The organism is Limosilactobacillus difficilis (genome assembly GCF_947387495.1).
Lineage (GTDB): Bacteria > Bacillota > Bacilli > Lactobacillales > Lactobacillaceae > Limosilactobacillus > Limosilactobacillus difficilis.
In genome coordinates, this window is the sequence record NZ_CANDNU010000075.1 from 1 (window position 1) to 3,220 (window position 3,220).

Here is a 3,220-nt window from a genome sequence, read left to right on the forward strand (position 1 = left end):
TGTAAGTTAGGTATCAGGAACACCTGTGTAATACCCTAAATACTACTTCGTGTTCCCAGAAGCTCGGTCATTCATGGCCGAGTAGTTCACCTGGTCTCTTATTGTTATAGATGGACAAGAAGAGGACGCGCCCACTACAATGGTCGTTAATGGTTACGATGGAGCATTGAAATCGTTAGTTCATGAATTAGGTGCCGGGTGGGATTTGCTGGGAGTTCATGCAAGCGATCCAAGGCTTTCTTGGTGAACTTGGTGGCTAACTGCTCAGTTTCATCCAAGGCGCCGCTTGTTTGGACGATTTGTTGGATATGGACCATGTCAGTACTCGTCAACTGTCGTTTTTTTGCTAGGAGTGGCCGGAGTTTGGCAGCCGGGTCAGTCTTCCGCAACGCTAGTAATAACGGCAAGGAGTAAACACCGGTTGCTAGGTCTTCCATCACTGGTTTATTGAGATTCTGGCCACTTGAATAATCAAGCAGATCGTCGAGCATCTGAAAGCTGATGCCGATATTTGTGCCAAACGAACGAGCACAAAAGATTTGGTGCCGGTCAGCATCTGCGAGGGTGGCACCTTCGCCGGCGGCCAAGGAAAATAGGGTGGCTGTCTTACCGTTAACGTTGCGGAGATAGTTCATCAATGTTTGGTGGACGTCAAAGCGTGCTGCCATTTGACCTAGTTCACCATTGAGCACTCGGCGCATCGCGCGAGCGTTGCGCTGAAAACTATCGCGATCCGTGCCAAATTCAGTGAGCAGGTCAAAAAAAATCGTGAAGAGCAAGTCACCGCTGTAAACTGCGACGTCCTTGCCAAACCGGCTTTGAATTGATACGGCACCGCGCCTTTTGGGCGAATCGTCGATGACGTCATCGTGAATCAACGAGGCCATGTGAAGGATTTCGATGGATGAGGCAGCTTTGATCAACCGCTCACTATTGATTCGCGAATCGAGAATCCGAGCCATCAAGAGAACGATGGCGGGACGGATATACTTACCACCGTTATTTGCCATTTCCTGAAGTGCATTCTGCAATTGGGGGAAGTGTGTTTTAATCCGTTGGTCGATGACGTGGTTGACTTGCACTAATTGTTTACCGATTAGCGGATACTGAGAAGGTGCATTAAAATTAATCATGTTATTGTCAATTCCCTTTTGTAAATCATCACTTCTTATTTTACCCTAAAGAGGGGGAGACAACTAGTTACATTTTGAGGAGATGTTAATTTTATGTCGGTGCCTGTCTTTTTAGAATTAGTTGAAATGAAGGCAAAAACGGCCAGCGTTTTTCCTTTCATTATCGGCATGTGCTTTAGTGCCTTTTATCTGCACCAGGTCAACTGGGGATTAGCTATTATTTTCTTTGTCGCCATGTTCCTTTTTAACATGGCAGTGGATATCATGGATAATTATAATGATTATCATCACGCGGTCGATACGGTAAATTACAAGAAGAAGACCAATATCATCGGCCGGGAAAATCTCAACCCCAATTTGATTTTGGCTTTGCTGTTGACTTTTTCAGCGATCGCCGCTTTGCTGGGGATTTACCTCGTTTACCGGACGGACTGGCCCTTACTGTTAATGGGGATTTTTTGCTTTTTGGTAGGGATTTTCTATTCCTCGGGGCCCCACCCTTTGTCCGGCTTGCCGCTCGGGGAATTCTTTTCCGGCTTCACAATGGGTTTTATGATCATTTTGATCAGCGTTTACGTCAATTCATACCAGATCTTTGCGTGGAACTGGTCGACCCTCTGGCGTTTGGTGATTATCGCTTTGCCAGATCAGCTATGGATTTCCAACCTGATGCTGGCTAATAACCTCTGTGATATGCAGGAAGATGAGAATAATCATCGTCATACAATTATTCACTACATTGGCATCAAAAATGGCTTGCGCGCCTATTGCACAAAAAACGTGGTTGCCTTTGTCATGATTATCATTTCACCCTTCCTCGGGATTGCTCCCTGGACCGTTTTATTGACTTTGTTAATCATTCCCTTTGTTTATCAGCAGACAAAACAGTTGGTACATAAGCAGGTGAAGAGTCAAACCTTCTTGAGCGGGGTTCGTACGCTGCTGGTGGGCTCGGCTTGCCAGGCCGTGACTTATTTGCTTGGGATTGGTTTAAGCAATTTAATGCATTAGGATTGTTAAAAGAACATTTTCTAGGAGGAACTGTTCAATGGAAACCCGCGTTTTAAAATATTTTCTGATGGTAGCCAAAACGGGTAACATCACCAGGGCGGCTAATGAGCTGCACGTCACCCAGCCGACTTTGTCACGGCAAATTATGGAATTAGAAAAAGAGCTACAGACGAAACTCTTTATTCGTCAGCCCCGTCATATGGAATTGACCAAAGGTGGGGCATTATTTCAGCAACGTGCGCAAATGATTCTGACCCTCCTCCAGCAGACCACGAATGATTTGCAACAACAAAACACTGAATTGACCGGGACTATTCATCTTGGTTGCGTCGAAAGTAGCGTTTCACCCTTTATTGGCAAACTTATTAAGCAGTTTCAGCAGCAATATCCTGCCGTCAAATTTGCGATGTTTGATGGTGACGGCGACACCCTGCGGGAGCAACTGGATCGGGGGTTAATTGATATGGCGGCGCTGATTGAGCCAGTTGAAGCGGCCAAGTATAACTACGTTGTTTTACCCGTCAAAGAAACCTGGGGAGTAATGATGCGGTCAGATGACGCCTTAGCGGCGCGTCAACAGATTAATCGCGCTGACATTTATAAACTGCCGCTGATTTTGACTCGTCGCAACATCCTTCGTAATGACGTAAGTGATGTGTTAGGCCTTGATCAGAATAAATTAGATGTGCGGATGACGATTAATTTGCCGATGAATAGCCTCCAAATGATCAAACAAGGTGGCTACTACGCGTTGAACATTATGGGTGTTTATCAGAATCTGAATGATCATAATCTGGCGTTTGTTCCCGTTACCCCGACAAAGACGACGGGACACGTTTTAGCTTGGCGCAAGAATTTGGTGATGTCGCCAGCAGCTGAACAATTCTTGCAACTCGTGGCGGCCGCAACTACCGACCAGCAATAAGCAAAACGACCTTTACGTTAACTGAATAATACCCCCTAAGTCGGCCGAAAAGCCAACTTAGGGGGTATTTTAGTGGGTCTATATTAACTGGTATTGGTGAAAGCCGATGCCAGTTTTTATTATCTTAAATTGGCTGACGAATTGTCAAACT

3 protein-coding genes are annotated in these 3,220 nt (G+C 45.6%); 2 read left to right on the plus strand and 1 reads right to left on the minus strand.

The features are described 5' to 3' along the window. Positions 1-146: 146 nt before the first annotated feature. A complete protein-coding gene (locus QOR82_RS08875; protein WP_283584383.1) occupies positions 147-1,133 on the minus strand; it encodes a polyprenyl synthetase family protein in 987 nt (328 codons plus the stop codon). 93 nt (positions 1,134-1,226) lie between these two features. On the opposite strand from QOR82_RS08875, the gene QOR82_RS08880 reads away from it, so the two are divergent. Both QOR82_RS08880 and QOR82_RS08885 read left to right on the plus strand, forming a co-directional pair. Beyond that, the gene (locus QOR82_RS08880) at positions 1,227-2,144 is read left to right on the plus strand and encodes a prenyltransferase (protein ID WP_283584384.1); all 918 of its coding nucleotides are present in this window, start codon (positions 1,227-1,229) and stop codon (positions 2,142-2,144) included. Between the two features lie 37 nt (positions 2,145-2,181). Continuing rightward, on the plus strand, positions 2,182-3,069 hold the full coding sequence (locus QOR82_RS08885; protein ID WP_283584385.1) for a LysR family transcriptional regulator: 888 nt from the start codon (positions 2,182-2,184) through the stop codon (positions 3,067-3,069). Positions 3,070-3,220: the final 151 nt, after the last annotated feature.

Bases quoted from the DNA above. Each gene is read 5' to 3' on its own strand.
- QOR82_RS08875 (WP_283584383.1), bottom strand. From the start codon at position 1,133: ATGATTAATTTTAATGCACCTTCTCAGTATCCGCTAATCGGTAAACAA.
- QOR82_RS08880 (WP_283584384.1), top strand. From the start codon at position 1,227: ATGTCGGTGCCTGTCTTTTTAGAATTAGTTGAAATGAAGGCAAAAACG.
- QOR82_RS08885 (WP_283584385.1), top strand. From the start codon at position 2,182: ATGGAAACCCGCGTTTTAAAATATTTTCTGATGGTAGCCAAAACGGGT.